The organism is Phytobacter sp. V69, assembly GCF_965644215.1.
Taxonomy (GTDB): Bacteria; Pseudomonadota; Gammaproteobacteria; order Enterobacterales; family Enterobacteriaceae; genus Phytobacter.
The window spans coordinates 53144-70767 of sequence record NZ_CBFFRL010000001.1; the positions used below are offsets into that span (position 1 = coordinate 53144).

Genomic DNA, 17624 nt, shown 5'->3' on the forward strand with positions numbered 1-17624 from the left:
ATGGCAGGTCTTAAATTACAGGCAGTTACTAAGAGCTGGGATAACGGCAAAACGCAGGTCATTCAACCGCTGACGCTGGACGTCGCGGACGGTGAGTTCATTGTGATGGTTGGGCCATCCGGTTGCGGTAAGTCGACGCTGCTCCGCATGGTTGCCGGCCTCGAGCGTGTCAGTACGGGCGATATCTGGATTGATAGCCAGCGTGTGACGGAAGCGGAGCCAAAAGATCGCGGTATCGCGATGGTGTTCCAGAACTATGCGCTGTACCCGCATATGAGCGTGGAAGAGAACATGGCCTGGGGGCTGAAAATCCGCGGTATGGGCAAAGAGCACATTGCCGAGCGCGTTAAAGAGGCGGCCCGTATTCTGGAACTCGACGGCCTGCTTAAGCGTCGTCCGCGTGAACTCTCCGGCGGCCAGCGCCAGCGTGTGGCGATGGGGCGTGCGATTGTGCGCGATCCGGCGGTATTCCTGTTTGATGAACCCTTATCGAATCTGGACGCGAAACTGCGCGTCCAGATGCGTCTGGAGCTGCAGCATTTGCATCGTCGCCTGAAAACGACCTCGCTCTACGTGACCCACGATCAGGTGGAAGCGATGACCCTGGCCCAGCGCGTGATGGTGATGAATAAAGGCGTCGCGGAGCAAATCGGCACGCCTGTCGAAGTCTATGAAAAACCGGCCAGCCGCTTTGTTGCGAGCTTTATCGGTAGCCCGGCAATGAATTTACTCGATGGGCGTATCAGCAACACCGGTACCCATTTTGAACTCGAAAGTGGTATGGCGCTGCCCATTAACTGGTTCTATCGCGGTTATGCCGGACGTAAAATGACGCTGGGTATCCGCCCGGAACATATTGCGTTAAGCTCTCAGTCCGCAGGTGGTGTACCGCTGGTGATGGATACGCTTGAGATGCTCGGTGCGGATAACCTGGCCCACGGTCGCTGGGGCGATCACAAGCTGGTGGTTCGTTTACCGCACCAGGAGCGCCCGGCGCAGGGCAGCACCTTATGGTTGCATATGCCGGAAAATCACCTGCACCTTTTTGACGGTGAAACAGGACAACGTGTATGAGTAACTGGCCTTACCCCCACGTCGCCGCCCATCGTGGCGGCGGTAAACTCGCCCCGGAAAATACGCTGGCGGCGATTGACGTGGGTGCCCGCTGTGGTCACACGATGATCGAGTTCGACGCAAAGTTGTCGAAAGATGGGCATATTTTTTTGCTGCATGACGATAACCTGGAACGCACCAGCAACGGCTGGGGTGTTGCCGGGGAACTGGAATGGAGTGACCTGCTGAAAGTGGATGCGGGCGGCTGGTTTAGCGGGGAGTTCAAAGGCGAACCGCTACCGCTACTGTCGCAGGTTGCAGACCGTTGCCGTCAGTATGGCATGATGGCGAACATCGAAATTAAACCGACGACCGGCACCGGCCCGCTGACGGGCAAAGTGGTGGCGCTGGCCGCGCGTGAACTCTGGGCTGGCATGACCGCACCGCTGCTGTCGTCATTCGAAATTGATGCGCTGGAAGCGGCGAAGGCGGCGGTACCCGAATTACCGCGCGGGCTGCTGCTGGATGAATGGCGTGATGACTGGCAGGAACTGACCTCTCGTCTGGAGTGTGTCTCCATCCATCTTAATCACGAGCTTCTTGATGAAGAGCGGGTGGACATGCTGCGGGATGCCGGGTTACGCATTCTGGTCTATACCGTCAACCGCCCGCAGCGCGCATCTCAGCTGCTACGCTGGGGCGTTGATTGCATCTGCACCGACAACATTGAATCCATCGGCCCGGATTTTCAGCCTTAAGGCGTGACGTTTTTCAGCGGAATATTGGCCTGTGGCGTGCTGACATTGCTCTGATTCAGCATGCTGCTGCCTGTCTGATTAGCGGGCAACATGTGTTGCTGCTGGCCCAGCGTGGCGTTGCTGTTAACGCTTTGGTTCAACATGCTGCCGTTTGTGTTCGGGAGCACCTGCTGGGTGCTGGGATCGAGCTCCCCCGGCTGAGCCTGCCTTACCCGTTGGGAGTTATTGTTAATCTGCGCTTCCAGATGCTGCTGTTGCAGGCGCGTTTGCGTCTGCAAATTCTGATTTAACATCCCTTTTTGCTGCTGTTGTTGGTTCAGCATCTGTGTCTGCATCCGCTGCTGACTCGGGATCTGATAACCCGGCAGGTTGGGGTTATTGGTAGTGTTGATCGGCTGTGCGAACGCGGCCAACGGCAAAAACGTGACCAGAATAAGTAATCGTTTCATCATCATTTCCTCCTTCTGAGGCTTCTCCTAAGTTTACTCCGTTTCACTCATTACAATGATCTTTTAGGAGTTCTGAACCAGGCTTAAGCGGGGACTATAGCCCCTTCTCTGGAGAACGACGATGATGAAACAGAAGTTTGCGCGTTGGGTGGCGATTGCCGCTTTGATGGCGGGAGGATGTTTTAGCGTTGCGGCGGCGCCTCCGCCCGTTACGGCACCCGCGCCGGTGTCCTATGGCGTTGAGGCGGATGTCTTCCATCCGGTTCGCGCGAAGCAGGGGATGGTGGCGTCCGTTGATGAAACCGCGACCCGCGTCGGCGTCGATATCCTCAAACAGGGTGGCAATGCGGTGGATGCGGCGGTGGCGGTTGGCTATGCGCTGGCGGTGACCCACCCGCAGGCCGGTAATCTCGGCGGTGGCGGGTTTATGATGATTCGTACCAAAGACGGCAAAACGACCACCATCGATTTTCGTGAAATGGCCCCGGCAGCGGCAACGCGCGATATGTTTCTTGACGACCAGGGCAACCCGGACAGCAAAAAATCCCTCATCTCACACTTAGCCTCCGGTACGCCGGGTACGGTGGCGGGTTTCTCACTGGCGCTGGAAAAATATGGCACGTTGCCACTGAACAAGGTGGTACAGCCCGCCATCAAGCTGGCTAAACAAGGCTTTGTGGTCAATGACGCACTGGCAGACGATCTCAAAACCTATGGCAGCGAAGTGCTGCCAAACCATGAAAACAGCAAAGCCATCTTCTGGAAGGATGGCGAACCGCTGAAAAAAGGCGACAAGCTGGTTCAGGCTAACCTGGCGAAGAGCCTGGAGATGATTGCCGAGAAAGGGCCGGACGTGTTCTACAAAGGATCGATTGCCGATCAGATTGCCCAGGAGATGAGCAAAAACGGCGGGCTGATGACCAAAGAAGATTTGGCCAATTACAAAGCGGTCGAACGCACGCCCATCAGCGGCGACTATCGCGGTTATCAGGTTTTCTCCATGCCACCGCCGTCCTCCGGGGGGATCCACATTGTGCAAATTCTCAATATTCTGGAGAACTTTGACCTTGCCAAATATGGCTTCGGCAGCGCGGATACGATGCAGGTGATGGCGGAGGCGGAAAAATACGCCTATGCCGACAGGTCGGAATACCTTGGCGACCCGGATTTTGTGAAGGTGCCCTGGCAGGCGCTGACCAACAAGGCGTATGCGAAATCACTGGCCCAGCAAATTGACGTCAACAAAGCGAAAACGTCGAGCCAGATTCGCCCCGGCAAGCTCGAGCCTTACGAAAGTAATCAAACCACCCACTTCTCGGTGGTGGATAAAGACGGCAATGCCGTTGCGGTGACCTACACCCTTAACACCACCTTCGGGACCGGGATTGTGGCGGGGAATACCGGCATCCTGATGAATAACGAAATGGATGACTTCTCGGCGAAACCCGGCGTGCCGAACGTTTACGGGCTGGTGGGCGGCGATGCGAATGCGGTCGGGCCAGGCAAGCGTCCGCTCTCTTCCATGTCGCCGACTATCGTGGTGAAAGACGGGAAAACCTGGCTGGTCACCGGCAGCCCGGGCGGTAGCCGTATCATCACGACTGTGCTGCAAATCGTACTGAACAGCATCGATTTTGGAATGAACGTCGCCGAAGCGACCAATGCCCCGCGTTTTCATCATCAGTGGTTGCCGGATGAGCTGCGCGTCGAAAAAGGCTTTAGCCCGGATACCCTCAAGCTGCTGGAGCAGAAAGGACATAAGGTGGCGGTGAAAGAGGCGATGGGCAGTACGCAGAGCATTATGGTTAGCCCGGACGGCACGCTGTACGGTGCGTCTGACCCCAGGACGGTGGACGATTTAACGGCGGGGTACTAATTTTTCTCCCCACTCAAATCCTCTCCCCGGTAGGGGAGGGATCCCCAGTGATATTACGTTTTACAGCGATAACACTGCGCCATGAGAATAAAACAGTCACCGCGATGCCAGGGTCCGGCTGAAAATCGATGAGGCGTTGACGGCTGGCCGGGAGCCCGGGTCGCCAGGGCGGTAGCGGTGAGCCACCCTGGCACGTTCACGGGTTCTGTCGCTATAGAAAAGCAAGGAACATAAGGTGAACGGAATGACCCTCAGAGCTGCATTTTCCCCCTCACCTTAACCCTCTCCCTCGAGGGAGAGGGGACCGTCCGTGCTCGCATTTTTGTGGGGATTCCTCAGCCACGGTTGGGAGAGGGACCAGAGGTGGAGCAGGGTTCAGCTCTTCACTCGTGCCATAAAATAGGCATCGACATACTTGCCGTTGCGCAGGGCGTAGTGCTTGCCGGTTCCTTCAATATCAAAACCGAATTTGCGGTACAGTGCCAGCGCCGGGGCATTATCGACAAAGACCGTCAGCTCAATGCGCTCGACGCGCAGCCAGTTGTCGCACAGATTAACCATTTCGCGCATTAACGCACTACCTACGCCGCGTCCATGGAAATCGCTGGAAACGCTGATCCCAAAGGTCGATACGTGGCTTCGACGCGTGTTTGGCTCGACGTCCACTACCAGATGACCAGCGACCACATCATCAACACAGGCAACCAGATGGCGGCGACCCGGCCGCGGTTTTAGCCGCTCCTCCCACATTTCCATAGAAGGGTGAGGAATTTGTAGCGTGTCATGATAGACCTCCGGGCGTGCGGTAATCTGGCGTAATGGTTCCGCGTCACGGGCTTCTGCATGGCGTATCACGATACTACTCATTCCTTCTCTCCTTGTTATATAGGTTCCTTTCCAACTTCCCCAACTTTCAAAAGTGAGTCAACTGCCATTTTTTGCAAAAAGGGGTAGACAAGTGCGAATGATAATGATTATTATTGCCGTGCGTTCAGGGAAACCTATGCGGTAATCCTGAAAGCACGACATTGCTCACATTGCTTCCAGTATTTCTTAGCCAGCCGGGTGCTGGCTTTTTTTTTGCCCGCGCGCTTCTTCAACACGTTTCTCTGTCGGCTCTTGTAGCGGCTCAATCACCAAACCTACGACGTTCGTTTTCTCCTTTACGGGTGCCAGCACTTCCGCCTGGCCGGAAAATTGTCCGCCTTTTTTTACCGCCAGGGTACGGTAGGCGAGGGTTCCGGTCATCATGCCATTTTCATAAATTTCCACGGTGTCACCCATACACTGGCCAATAACCGTGCCATCAATAATCAATTCGCGACAGAGGATGTTTCCTTCCACTCTTCCCTCACGCAATACTTTGATCATGCTATCTTTTGCATCGATATTGCCGTTGACGCTGCCGTGAATATAGACCGGAGAAGAGCAGACCATATTGCCTTCAAAATGGACATCGCTGGCAATCACGGTACTGACTTGTTTCTCTACGCTGACAGGTGTTTTTTCATTTGCTGTCGCCTGAGAAGTGGCTACGGTGTTTGGCACGTCGATGGTTTTATGTTTTTTGAACATACTGAGATTGCATCCTTTCAGAAGAAAAATAACGAAAGTTATAACGGCCAGGAGTCCTGCATATTGCGCCAGCATATGTGCCCCGGAACCCCAGGCCAGAATCGCGAAAAACCACATAACGAGAGTGATGTTTAGCAGAAGGTATTTTCTGTCCATGTCCGTTTCCCCAAGCGATCCTGCATATCAGCCAGCGCGATAAGCGACTGAGCTGCCTTTGCGATAAACGCTCTGTTTTTCGCGGCTCTCTTATCGGGAATTCAGACTCAACGGTCAAGGCGGAGGAAGGTGTTTTAGGATTTGTAACTGACTGTTTATTGTGAATTTATAAGCGGTAGATATCTGTTGTTGGGGAGATATAAATCAAGTGTATTGTCGGGCAGGTGATGACGGTGGTTTTTATCACGGAGCGTCTGCGCTAAGGTTTAAGGCTGCGACGCTAAACAAGGACAGCATCATGACTCTGCATTGCGCATTTATCGGCTTTGGTAAAAGCACCACCCGCTACCATCTCCCTTACGTTCTGAATCGCAAAGATACCTGGCATGTGGCGCATATTTACCGCCGTCATGCGAAACCGGAAGAGCAATATCCGCAGTACCAGCATATTAACTTCACCAGCGATCTTGATGAGGTCCTGGCTGACCCGCAGGTCAAGCTGGTCATCGTTTGCACCCACGCGGATAGCCATTTTGATTACGCGAAGAGGGCGCTGGAGGCAGGCAAAAACGTGCTGGTAGAGAAGCCGTTCACCCCGACGATCGCCGAGGCCGTCACCCTCTTTGAACTGGCAAAAAGCCAAGGCCTGACCGTCACGCCATATCAGAATCGCCGCTTTGACTCGTGCTTTCTGACGGCGAAAAAAGCCATTGAGAGCGGCAAACTGGGTGAGGTTGTTGAAATCGAAAGCCATTTTGACTATTACCGCCCGGTCGCGGAAACAAAACCTGGGCTACCGCAGGACGGCGCGTTCTATGGGCTTGGCGTGCACACGATGGATCAAATTATTTCACTGTTTGGTCGCCCGGACCATGTGGCCTACGACATTCGCAGCCTGCGTAACAAGGCCAACCCGGACGATACCTTTGAAGCGCAGCTCTTTTATGGCGATCTGAAAGCCATCGTGAAAACCAGTCACCTGGTCAAAATCGACTACCCGAAATTTATTGTCCACGGTAGCAAAGGGTCGTTTATCAAGTACGGTATTGACCAGCAGGAGACCAGCCTGAAAGCCAATATTATGCCCGGCGATGCCAGATTTGCAGCGGATGACAGCATTGGCGTGCTGGAGTACGTGAACGACGCGGGTGACACGGTGCGTGAGGAGCTGAAAGCGGAAACCGGGGACTATGGTCGGGTCTATGATGCGCTTTATGCCACATTGACTTCCGGTGCGGAAAATTACGTCAAGGAATCTGATGTTCTGACCAATCTGGAGATCCTGGAGCGGGCATTTGAACAAGCCTCTCCAGCCACGATAACTCTCGCAAAATAAGTGGTTTTGTGGCCCGAAAAATCGTTCACTTTTTTTGAACAGAGGAGTCAATTTTCACCCTCTATGATTGCCGGTCGATCGCGTCCACACTTACTCCATCGAAACGAACATGAGGGTGAAAACATGATTTACTTACGCAAAGCAAATGACCGTGGCCATGCAAATCATGGTTGGCTGGATTCCTGGCATACCTTTTCGTTTGCCAACTATTACGATGCGAACTTTATGGGTTTTTCTGCACTGCGCGTGATTAACGACGACGTGATCGACGCCGGGCAGGGGTTTGGTACCCATCCCCATAAAGACATGGAAATTCTGACGTATGTACTGCAAGGTGCGGTCGAACATCAGGACAGCCTGGGCAACAAAGAGCAGGTTCCGGCGGGTGAATTCCAGATTATGAGTGCAGGCACCGGTGTGCGTCACTCTGAGTACAACCCGAGCGCTACTGAACCGCTGCGTCTGTACCAGATCTGGATTATTCCAGAAGCGACGGGCATTACGCCGCGTTACGAGCAACGCCGCTTTGACGCAAAACAAGGCCGTCAGCTGGTGCTGTCGCCGGATGCACGTGATGGTTCGCTGAAAGTGCATCAGGACATGGAGCTTTATCGCTGGGCGCTGCTGAAAGATGAGCAGTCTGTGTATCAGGTATCTGCAGACCGCAAAATCTGGATCCAGGTGGTAAAAGGCGACGTATCCATTAACGGTACTAAAGCCACCACCAGCGATGGCCTGGCCATCTCTGACGAGCAGGCTCTGTCCATCCATGCGGACAGCGACAGCGAAATTTTACTCTTCGATCTGCCGCCAGTTTGATCCGGCTTAAATAAATGACGCAACCTTCTGGTTAACACCAGAAGGTTGCGTGCTGTCCGTGATAAACTGGCCTAATGTTTCTCAGCTTATCAATTCAGGACGATGAAAAAGAAAAGACCCGTACTTCAGGATGTGGCCGATCGCGTTGGCGTGACCAAAATGACGGTCAGCCGATTTTTACGCAACCCGGAGCAGGTCTCCGTGGCGCTTCGGGGAAAAATAGCGGCCGCGCTTGATGAGCTGGGTTATATTCCGAATCGGGCTCCGGATATTCTCTCCAATGCTACCAGCCGTGCGGTTGGTGTGCTGCTTCCCTCTTTAACCAACCAGGTGTTCGCAGAAGTTCTGCGCGGCATCGAAAGCGTGACGGATGCGTTTGGCTATCAAACCATGCTCGCGCACTTTGGCTATAAGCCAGAGCTGGAAGAAGAGCGGCTTGAATCTATGCTGTCGTGGAATATTGACGGCCTGATCCTCACCGAACGTACGCATACCCCGCGCACGCTGAAAATGATTGAAGTTGCTGGTATCCCGGTTGTTGAACTGATGGACAGCAAGTCGCCTTGTCTGGACATCGCCGTTGGTTTCGATAACTTTGAAGCGGCACGGCAGATGACGGCGGCGATCATTGAACGTGGGCATCGCCGGGTGGCTTACCTGGGTGCGCGTCTTGATGAACGTACTATCATCAAACAGAAGGGGTATGAGCAGGCGATGCTGGATGCCGGCCTGACGCCATACAGCGTGATGGTAGAACAGTCTTCGTCCTACACCGCAGGCATTGAGCTGATGCGCCAGGCGCGTCGCGAATACTCCCAACTGGATGGGATTTTCTGCACCAACGATGACCTTGCGGTCGGCGCGGCGTTTGAATGCCAGCGTCTGGGGCTCAAAATTCCGGATGATATGGCGATCGCCGGGTTCCACGGTCACGACATTGGCCAGGTAATGGAGCCGCGTCTGGCGAGCGTGCTGACGCCGCGTGAACGCATGGGGAGGATTGGCGCAGAACGCCTTTTGGCGCGCATTCGTGGTGAATCTGTTACGCCGAAATTGTTAGATTTAGGTTTCACATTGTCACCAGGTGGATCAATTTAGTCTGACAAATTTGAAGTAGCTCACACTTATTCACTTCTGGCACGAATGGATATTGCTTATCCATTACCCCGGCAGGACAATGTTACCGATAACTGTTACCCGTAACAATTCACTCTTATCCCTGTGGGAGCTACGCTTTGAGCACGACTAATCATGATCACCACGTCTATGTCCTGATGGGCGTATCTGGCAGTGGTAAATCCGCCGTCGCCAGTGAAGTGGCGCATCAAATCCATGCCGCGTTTCTTGACGGCGACTTCCTTCATCCTCGCGCCAACATTATGAAAATGGCCGCAGGCGAACCGTTGAATGACGACGACCGTAAACCCTGGTTGCAGGCGCTTAACGATGCGGCGTTTGCTATGCAGCGTACCAACAAAGTGTCGCTGATTGTCTGCTCGGCGCTGAAAAAGCGTTACCGCGACCAGCTGCGTGACGGCAACCCTAACCTTTCCTTTGTTTACCTGAAAGGGGACTTCGAGGTCATCGAAAGCCGCCTGAAAGCGCGTAAAGGACACTTCTTTAAAACGCAGATGCTGGTTACCCAGTTTGAAGCCCTGGAAGAGCCGGGTGCGGATGAGCGTGACGTCCTGATCGTTGACATTGACCAGACTCTGGAAGGTGTTGTCGCCAGCACAATTGACGTGATTAACAAATAAATAAAGGCAGTTCGTTGTGAGTACATTGACGCTTGTTTTAACAGCAGTTGGCTCTGTGTTGCTGCTGCTGTTTTTAGTAATGAAAGCGCGTATGCATGCTTTCGTTGCTTTGATGGTGGTTTCTATTGGTGCAGGACTCTTTTCCGGTATGCCGTTAATCAAGATTTCGGCGACCATGGAAAAAGGGATGGGCGGTACGCTGGGTTTCCTCGCGATTGTGGTGGCCCTGGGGGCAATGTTCGGCAAAATTCTTCATGAGACCGGTGCGGTCGATCAAATTGCCGTGAAGATGCTCAAATCGTTCGGTCACAACCGCGCGCATTTCGCGATTGGTCTGGCCGGGTTGATTTGTGCACTTCCGCTGTTCTTTGAAGTGGCGGTGGTGCTGCTGATTAGCGTGGCGTTCTCGATGGCGCGTCATACCGGTACCAACCTTGTGAAACTGGTGATTCCGCTGTTTGCGGGCGTGGCGGCGGCCGCAGCGTTTCTGCTGCCCGGGCCTGCGCCGATGCTGCTGGCTTCCCAGATGCACGCTGATTTTGGCTGGATGATTCTGATTGGGCTGTGTGCTGCCGTGCCGGGGATGCTGATCGCCGGGCCGTTGTGGGGCAACTTTATCAGCCGCTACGTTGAGCTGCATATCCCGGACGACATCACCGAGCCGCATCTGGGTGAGGGTAAAATGCCGTCATTCGGCTTTAGCCTGTCGCTGATTCTGCTGCCACTGGTGCTGGTCGGCCTGAAAACCATTGCCGCGCGTTTTGTCACCGAAGGTACCAGCCTGTACAACTGGCTGGAATTTATCGGTCACCCGTTCACGGCGATTCTGGTGGCGTGTCTGGTGGCGATTTATGGCCTGGCCATTCGTCAGGGCATGGCGAAAGACCGCGTGATGGAAATCTGCGGTCACGCGTTGCAGCCTGCGGGTATCATCCTGCTGGTTATCGGTGCGGGCGGGGTGTTCAAACAGGTACTGGTGGATTCTGGTGTTGGCCCGGCATTGGGTGAAGCGCTGACCGGTATGGGGTTGCCGATTGCGGTGACCTGCTTCGTACTGGCTGCGGCGGTGCGTATCATTCAGGGCTCAGCTACCGTTGCCTGCCTGACGGCAGTCGGCCTGGTGATGCCGGTGATTGAACAATTGCATTTTTCCGGCGCACAACTGGCGGCCCTGTCGATTTGTATCGCGGGCGGCTCCATTGTGGTGAGTCATGTGAATGATGCGGGCTTCTGGCTGTTCGGTAAATTTACCGGCGCTACCGAAGCGCAAACGCTGAAAACCTGGACGCTGATGGAAACCATCCTGGGCACTACCGGTGCGATTGTTGGGATGATTGCGTTTACGTTGCTAAGTTAAGTTGTTTTCATCGGTTATTCCCGGATGCGGGGTTGCCTTATCCGGGCTACGTAACTCACATTGCAGCACGACGTGTAGCCCGGATAAGCGCAGCGCATCCGGGATGAGTATGGTGCAGCCTGAAGCCCTCACCCCAACCCTCTCCGTGGGAGAGGGAGCGAACATTAAAAAAGGCAACTTGCGTTGCCTTTTTGCTTTTACCTACCCCTTCATCCACAGGCGGATGCCGTCCAGGAACATCTGGGTTGCCAGCATCACCAGCACCAGCCCCATTAAGCGCTCCAGCGCATTCACCCCTTTCTCGCCGAGCAGGCGCAGGAACAGCGACGATTGCAGCAAAATCGCCACGGTTCCGCCCCATGCAATCAGCAGCGCAATCACCAGGTGGCTCATCTGATTCGGATACTGGTGGGAAAGCAGCATCAGAGTGGCGAGCAGCGTCGGCCCGGCGACCAGCGGAACCGCCAGTGGCACAATAAAAGGTTCTTCACCCGCGGGCAGACCCATGCTGCTGCCGGACTCGCTGGGGAAAATCATCTTAATGGCAATCAGAAACAGAATAATGCCGCCGGAAATGGAGACGGTTTCCGCGCGCAGGTTAAGGAACGCCAGAATATTTTCGCCCGCAAACAGGAAAACCAGCATCAGCACCAGTGCGATCAGCAGCTCACGAATCATGATTTTCCGGCGGCGCTTCGGCTCAGTGTGCTTAAGCACAGACATAAAAATAGGCAGGTTCCCGAGAGGGTCCATAATCAGGATCAACAACACTGCCACCGAAATGATTTCGCTCATTACTCTTCCCGTTTTGCCGCAGATTAGCGGTATTTCTGATGGCTTGCCCATCATTGATTAATTTCACTTGCGACTTTGTGTGCATTTTGTAATGTGGGCTATTAGCGCCAGTCAGGATACTGGCTCGCACAAACAGCACACACCTTCGCAGGAAATACGTTATGAAAAATGTTGGTTTTATCGGTTGGCGCGGAATGGTCGGCTCCGTACTCATGCAACGCATGGTAGAAGAGCGCGACTTCGACGCCATTCGCCCGGTCTTCTTTTCCACTTCTCAGCTTGGACAGGCTGCCCCGACGTTCGGCGGTAAGTCTACCGGCACACTGCAGGATGCATTCGATCTGGAAGCGCTGAAGGCCCTCGACATTATTGTCACCTGCCAGGGCGGCGATTATACCAACGAAATTTATCCAAAGCTTCGTGAAAGCGGCTGGCAGGGTTACTGGATTGATGCTGCCTCATCTCTGCGTATGAAAGATGACGCCATCATCATTCTCGACCCGGTAAACCAGTCCGTTATTACCGACGGCCTGAACCACGGTATCAAAACCTTTGTTGGTGGTAACTGTACCGTCAGCCTGATGCTGATGTCTCTGGGTGGCCTGTTCGCCAATGACCTGGTGGACTGGGTGTCTGTGGCGACCTACCAGGCGGCTTCCGGTGGCGGCGCGCGTCATATGCGTGAACTGCTGGCGCAAATGGGCAAACTGCACAGCCACGTTGGCGAAGAGCTGGCGGACCCGGCCTCTGCCATCCTGGATATCGAACGTAAAGTCACGGCATTGACCCGCAGCGGCGAACTGCCGGTCGACAACTTCGGTGTGCCGCTGGCTGGTAGCCTGATTCCGTGGATTGACAAACAGCTGGATAACGGCCAGAGCCGCGAAGAGTGGAAAGGCCAGGCGGAAACCAACAAAATTCTGGGTACGACCACCACTATCCCGGTTGATGGTCTGTGCGTACGCGTTGGTGCGCTGCGCTGCCACAGCCAGGCCTTCACCATTAAATTGAAAAAAGATGTGTCCATTCCGACTATCGAAGAGCTGCTGGCAGCCCATAACCCGTGGGCGAAAGTGGTACCAAACGATCGCGACATTACCGTGCGTGAACTGACCCCGGCTGCCGTAACGGGCACGCTGACTACCCCGGTAGGGCGTCTGCGTAAGCTGAATATGGGGTCGGACTTCCTGTCGGCGTTCACCGTGGGCGACCAGCTCCTGTGGGGCGCTGCGGAGCCGCTGCGCCGCATACTACGTCAGCTAGCGTAATCTTAATTTTTTCAAAAAGGGGTGCTTGTCACCCCTTTTTTGTGCGTATTAAAGGAGTGTACGCAGAGGATGTTATTTTTCTCAGGAGTCAGATAAAGCGTTGGCTATGCTTTAAGTGGGGTGTTTACGCATTCTGCCTGAAGGTGGGACGGAGCAGAGAGGATGCACATTATGTGCTGCGCCGTTCAGGTCAAAAAAAGTGTCGCAACTGGGCGTATAACCTTGCCGGGAAAGGTGTGACATAGATAAAAAGGATGAAACCATGTCCGTTCTTGTAGATAGAGACGTGATTAACGCGCTAATTGCAGGCCACTTTGCGGACCCCTTTTCCGTACTCGGCATGCACCAGACCGACGCGGGGATTGAAGTTCGTGCGTTATTACCCGATGCAACCGAAGTCTGGGTGATTGAGCCTAAGACCGGGCGCAAAGTCGGCAATCTGGAATGCCTCGATTCACGTGGTTTTTTTTGTGGTGTGATGCCACGTCGTAAAAATGCTTTTCGTTATCAGCTTGCCGTTGTCTGGCACGGTCAGCAAAACCTCATCGACGATCCCTACCGTTTTGGCCCACTCCTGCAGGAAATGGACGCCTGGCTGTTGTCCGAAGGCACTCACCTGCGCCCCTATGAAACACTGGGCGCACATGCCGATACGATGGATGGCGTCACCGGGACACGCTTCTCCGTCTGGGCACCAAACGCCCGTCGCGTCTCCGTGGTTGGGCAATTTAACTACTGGGACGGTCGCCGTCATCCGATGCGCCAGCGCCGCGAAAGCGGTATCTGGGAGCTGTTTATCCCCGGTGCGCACAACGGCCAGCTCTACAAATTTGAGATGATTGATGCGCATGGAAAACTGCGCATTAAATCCGATCCGTACGCCTTTGAAGCGCAAATGCGCCCGGAAACCGCGTCACTGATTTGCGATCTGCCGGAAAAGGTGGCGCAAACCGACGCGCGGAAAAAGGCCAACGAGTTCGATGCGCCTATCTCCATTTATGAAGTGCATCTTGGTTCCTGGCGTCGCCATACGGACAACAATTTCTGGCTGAGCTACCGCGAGCTGGCAGATCAACTGGTGCCGTACGCAAAATGGATGGGCTTCACCCATCTGGAGCTGCTGCCGATTAACGAACACCCGTTCGACGGTAGCTGGGGTTATCAGCCGACCGGGCTTTACGCCCCGACCCGCCGCTTCGGCACCCGTGACGACTTTATCTACTTTATCAAAGCGGCCCACGCGGCCGGGCTCAACGTGATTCTGGACTGGGTGCCGGGCCATTTCCCGTCTGACGACTTTGGCCTGGCCGAATTTGACGGCACCGCGCTGTATGAGCACGGTGACCCGCGAGAAGGCTACCATCAGGACTGGAACACGCTGATTTATAACTACGGTCGCCGCGAAGTCCGTAACTATCTGGTGGGCAACGCGCTCTACTGGGTCGAGCGTTTCGGTATCGACGCCTTGCGCGTGGATGCGGTCGCCTCAATGATTTATCGCGACTACAGCCGAAAAGAAGGGGAGTGGATCCCCAACGAGTTCGGTGGTCGTGAAAACCTCGAAGCCATTGAGTTTTTGCGTAGCACCAACCGCATTCTCGGCGAGCAGGTTCCCGGCGCGGTCAGTATGGCGGAAGAGTCTACCGACTTTGCCGGCGTCTCGCGCCCACCGTCACTGGGCGGCCTGGGCTTCTGGTACAAGTGGAATCTGGGCTGGATGCACGACACCCTGGATTACATGAAGCTCGATCCGGTGTATCGCAAACACCACCACGACAAACTCACCTTCGGCATGCTCTACAACTACACGGAAAACTTCGTGTTGCCGCTGTCGCATGACGAAGTGGTCCACGGTAAGAAATCCATTCTCGACCGTATGCCCGGCGATGCGTGGCAGAAGTTCGCCAACCTGCGTGCCTATTACGCGTGGATGTGGGCCTTCCCCGGTAAAAAACTGCTGTTTATGGGCAACGAGTTTGCGCAGGGGCGCGAGTGGAACCACGACGGCAGCCTCGACTGGCATCTGCTGGAAGGGGGCGACAACTGGCACCACGGCGTGCAGCGTCTGGTGCGGGATATGAACCACACGTATCGCCATCACAAAGCCCTGCATGAGCTGGATTTCGACGATTACGGCTTTGAATGGCTGGTGGTGGATGACCACGAGAACTCGGTGTTTGTGTTTGTGCGCCGTGACAAAGCCGGCAATGAAATCATTGTTGCCAGCAACTTCACCCCGGTGCCGCGCCACAACTACCGCTTCGGCATCAATCAGCCGGGACGCTGGCGCGAAGAGTTAAACACCGACTCGATGCACTACCACGGCAGTAATACCGGGAATGGTGGCGGTGTGCACAGTGATGACATCCCGGTAAACGACAGGGCGCAGTCGCTTTCGGTGACGATCCCGCCACTGGCAACCGTCTGGTTTGTGCGGGAGGGTTGATGACCAAACTGACGGCAGGCAAAGCGACGCCACTTGGGGCGCATGTGGAAGAAAATGGCGTGAATTTCACGCTGTTTTCGGCGCATGCGGAGCGGGTGGAACTGTGCATTTTTGATGACGAAGGTAACGAGCAGCGTTTCGATTTGCCCGCCCGTAGTGGCGATGTCTGGCACGGTTTCCTGGCCAGTGCCCGGCCCGGCACGCGTTACGGTTATCGGGTACATGGCCCGTGGGAGCCGGGACTGGGGCACCGCTTCAACCCGGCGAAGCTGCTGCTTGACCCGTGCGCGCGTCGCGTTGACGGCGATGTCAAAGACAGCCCGCTGTTACACGGCGGGCATGACGCGCCCGATCCGCACGACAGCGCGACGGTCGCGCCGAGAAGCGTGGTGGTCGATGAAGCATTTGACTGGGGTAACGATGTCGCGCCACGTACGCCCTGGGGCAATACGGTCATCTATGAAGCCCACGTCAAAGGCCTGACGTATCTGCATCCGGACCTGCCAGAAGAGATTCGCGGAACCTACAAAGCACTGGGTCATCCGGTGATGATTCAGTACTTCAAAACGCTGGGTATCACCGCGCTGGAACTGATGCCGGTGGCGCACTTTATCAGCGAGCCGCGCCTGCAACGCCTGGGCTTAAGCAACTACTGGGGCTACAACCCGCTGGCGTTGTTTGCACTTGAACCGCGTTATGCCACCTCCCCCGAAACGGCCATCAATGAGTTTCGCGAGGCGGTTAAGTCGCTGCATCAAAACGGCATTGAGGTGATCCTTGATATCGTGCTTAACCACAGCGCCGAAATTGACCTTGATGGGCCGACCCTCTCCCTGCGCGGAATCGATAACCGTAGCTATTATTGGATCAGGGGCGACGGTGATTATGAAAACTGGACCGGCTGCGGCAACACGCTGAACTTGAGCCACCCAGGCGGCATGGCGTATGCGTACGCCTGCCTTAAATATTGGGTGGAGACGTTCCATATCGACGGCTTTCGTTTTGATTTGGCAACGATTATGGGGCGCACCCCAGAGTTCAGCCAGCAGGCACCGTTGTTCGAGGTAATCAAAAACTGTCCGCTGCTCTCGCAGGTGAAGCTTATCGCCGAGCCGTGGGACATTGGCTGGGGTGGGTATCAGGTGGGGAATTTCCCGCCGCTTTTTGCCGAATGGAACGATCATTTTCGTGATGCGTCCCGCCGCTTTTGGCTGGAGCAGTCACTCTCGCCAGGGGAATTTGCCGGGCGCTTTGCTGCATCCAGTGATGTGTTCCGTCGTGACGGGCGTCTGCCCCATGCGTCGGTCAATCTGGTGACGGCACATGATGGGTTTACGTTGCGTGATTGCGTGAGTTTCAGCCATAAGCATAACGAGGCAAACGGCGAGGAAAATCGCGACGGCACTAACAATAACCATAGCAATAATCATGGTATAGAAGGGTTAAGCGGCAGTTTTGATGTGACAGAAAGGAGGCGAGCAAGCGTCCATGCCCTGTTAACAACACTGCTGCTTTCCCAGGGAACACCAATGCTGTTGGCCGGTGACGAGCATGGTCATAGCCAGCACGGTAATAACAACGCTTACTGCCAGGACAACGCGTTGACCTGGCTTGACTGGCAACAGGCAAACAGTGGGCTTACGGCATTTACCGCCGCGTTGATTCACCTTCGCCAGCGCATTCCCGCATTAACCCGGGATGCGTGGTGGGAAGAGGGCGATGGCAACGTGCGTTGGCTGAATAGGGAGGCGCAACCCCTCAGCGTTGCGGAGTGGCAGAGTGGTGTACACCGCCTGCAAATCCTGCTGTCCGATCGCGTTCTTTTGGCGATCAACGGCACGCATGAAGTCGCAGAGATTGTGCTACCAGAAGGGGAATGGCGTGCTGTTCCTCCGTTTGCCGGTGAGGATAATCCGGTAGTGATGGTTGTCTGGCATGGGCCCGCGCACGGAGTGTGCGTATTTGAAAGGTCATAAAAA

The 17624-nt window shown here is 55.0% G+C and carries 15 protein-coding genes; 11 read left to right on the forward strand and 4 right to left on the reverse strand.

Going from position 1 to position 17624, the window contains the following annotated elements; translation table 11 throughout:
- Positions 1-1074: a sn-glycerol-3-phosphate import ATP-binding protein UgpC gene (locus ACSZPU_RS00270; protein ID WP_498994319.1), complete on the forward strand. Its 1074-nt coding sequence runs from the start codon at positions 1-3 to the stop codon at positions 1072-1074.
- A complete protein-coding gene (ugpQ, locus tag ACSZPU_RS00275) occupies positions 1071-1811 on the forward strand; it encodes a glycerophosphodiester phosphodiesterase (RefSeq protein WP_498994322.1) in 741 nt (246 codons plus the stop codon). The genes ACSZPU_RS00270 and ugpQ overlap by 4 nt, the downstream gene beginning before the upstream one ends.
- Here the strand turns inward: ugpQ and ACSZPU_RS00280 are convergent.
- A complete protein-coding gene (locus ACSZPU_RS00280; RefSeq protein ID WP_498994389.1) occupies positions 1808-2260 on the reverse strand; it encodes a DUF2756 family protein in 453 nt (150 codons plus the stop codon). The genes ugpQ and ACSZPU_RS00280 overlap by 4 nt on opposite strands.
- Positions 2261-2381: 121 nt before the next feature.
- Between ACSZPU_RS00280 and ggt the strand changes: the two genes are divergently transcribed.
- A complete protein-coding gene (ggt, locus tag ACSZPU_RS00285) occupies positions 2382-4136 on the forward strand; it encodes a gamma-glutamyltransferase (protein ID WP_498994324.1) in 1755 nt (584 codons plus the stop codon).
- Positions 4137-4511: 375 nt separating this feature from the next.
- Here ggt and yhhY read toward each other — a convergent pair whose 3' ends face one another.
- Together yhhY and ACSZPU_RS00295 are read right to left on the reverse strand one after the other, a co-directional pair.
- On the reverse strand, positions 4512-5003 hold the full coding sequence (gene yhhY, locus ACSZPU_RS00290) for an N-acetyltransferase (RefSeq protein ID WP_498994327.1): 492 nt from the start codon (positions 5001-5003) through the stop codon (positions 4512-4514).
- A 186-nt stretch (positions 5004-5189) separates the two neighbouring features.
- Positions 5190-5786 (reverse strand): bactofilin family protein, encoded by a 597-nt coding sequence (locus ACSZPU_RS00295; protein WP_498994329.1) that lies wholly within the window; start codon positions 5784-5786, stop codon positions 5190-5192.
- A gap of 379 nt (positions 5787-6165) precedes the next feature.
- On the opposite strand from ACSZPU_RS00295, the gene ACSZPU_RS00300 reads away from it, so the two are divergent.
- From ACSZPU_RS00300 to gntU, 5 genes are all read left to right on the forward strand, one after another.
- Positions 6166-7203, forward strand: a complete 1038-nt coding sequence (locus tag ACSZPU_RS00300) for an oxidoreductase (protein WP_498994331.1) — start codon at positions 6166-6168, stop codon at positions 7201-7203.
- 123 nt (positions 7204-7326) lie between these two features.
- The gene (locus tag ACSZPU_RS00305) at positions 7327-8022 is read left to right on the forward strand and encodes a pirin family protein (RefSeq protein WP_498994333.1); all 696 of its coding nucleotides are present in this window, start codon (positions 7327-7329) and stop codon (positions 8020-8022) included.
- A 102-nt stretch (positions 8023-8124) separates the two neighbouring features.
- Positions 8125-9120, forward strand: coding sequence for a gluconate operon transcriptional repressor GntR (gntR, locus tag ACSZPU_RS00310; RefSeq protein ID WP_498994335.1), 996 nt, complete (start codon positions 8125-8127; stop codon positions 9118-9120).
- 137 nt (positions 9121-9257) lie between these two features.
- Complete coding sequence (gene gntK, locus ACSZPU_RS00315; RefSeq protein ID WP_498994337.1) at positions 9258-9779, forward strand: gluconokinase; 522 nt, start codon at positions 9258-9260, stop codon at positions 9777-9779.
- Positions 9780-9795: 16 nt separating this feature from the next.
- Positions 9796-11136 carry a gluconate transporter gene (gntU, locus tag ACSZPU_RS00320; RefSeq protein ID WP_498994339.1) on the forward strand — a complete coding sequence of 447 codons (1341 nt, stop codon included), beginning with the start codon at positions 9796-9798 and terminating at the stop codon, positions 11134-11136.
- A gap of 201 nt (positions 11137-11337) precedes the next feature.
- Here gntU and ACSZPU_RS00325 read toward each other — a convergent pair whose 3' ends face one another.
- Positions 11338-11931, reverse strand: coding sequence for a YhgN family NAAT transporter (locus tag ACSZPU_RS00325; RefSeq protein WP_498994341.1), 594 nt, complete (start codon positions 11929-11931; stop codon positions 11338-11340).
- Positions 11932-12092: 161 nt separating this feature from the next.
- Here ACSZPU_RS00325 and asd point away from each other — a divergent pair, with 161 nt between their 5' ends.
- The 3 genes from asd (at position 12093) to glgX (ending at position 17621) form a co-directional block, all read left to right on the forward strand.
- Positions 12093-13199, forward strand: coding sequence for an aspartate-semialdehyde dehydrogenase (gene asd, locus ACSZPU_RS00330; RefSeq protein WP_498994343.1), 1107 nt, complete (start codon positions 12093-12095; stop codon positions 13197-13199).
- Positions 13200-13461: 262 nt separating this feature from the next.
- Positions 13462-15645 carry a 1,4-alpha-glucan branching enzyme gene (gene glgB, locus ACSZPU_RS00335; RefSeq protein WP_498994345.1) on the forward strand — a complete coding sequence of 728 codons (2184 nt, stop codon included), beginning with the start codon at positions 13462-13464 and terminating at the stop codon, positions 15643-15645.
- Positions 15645-17621 carry a glycogen debranching protein GlgX gene (gene glgX / locus ACSZPU_RS00340; RefSeq protein WP_498994347.1) on the forward strand — a complete coding sequence of 659 codons (1977 nt, stop codon included), beginning with the start codon at positions 15645-15647 and terminating at the stop codon, positions 17619-17621. The genes glgB and glgX overlap by 1 nt, the downstream gene beginning before the upstream one ends.
- Positions 17622-17624 lie beyond the last annotated feature (3 nt).